The sequence below is a fragment of the Aeromonas crassostreae genome (assembly GCF_054052445.1).
The window spans coordinates 1-233 of record NZ_JBSTYM010000085.1 but is presented as its reverse complement, the minus strand read 5'-3'; the positions used below and the strand labels follow the sequence as shown (position 1 = coordinate 233).

At 70.8% G+C, this 233-nt stretch carries 1 protein-coding gene; it reads left to right on the top strand.

Annotation, left to right across the window (positions count from 1 at the left end):
• A partial coding sequence (locus ACW5W4_RS18995) for a hypothetical protein (protein ID WP_456690426.1) occupies window positions 1-233 on the top strand: 233 nt, incomplete at both ends.

Here is a 233-nt window from a genome sequence, read left to right as displayed (position 1 = left end):
TAAACGTGGCGGTGACCCTGCCGGGCGAGGCCCAGGCTGGTGACACCCTCAAGGTGAGCGGCCAGGCCGACCGCCTGTTGAGCGAGGCCGACATCAGCGCCGGCAAGGTGGGCTACGAGTTTGCCCGTCCGGCCGATGGCGCGGCGCTGACCGTGACGGCGACCATCGTCGACGCGGCAGGCAACGTCTCGCCGGAAGGCAGCGACAGCGCGGTGATGGGCGACACCACTGCC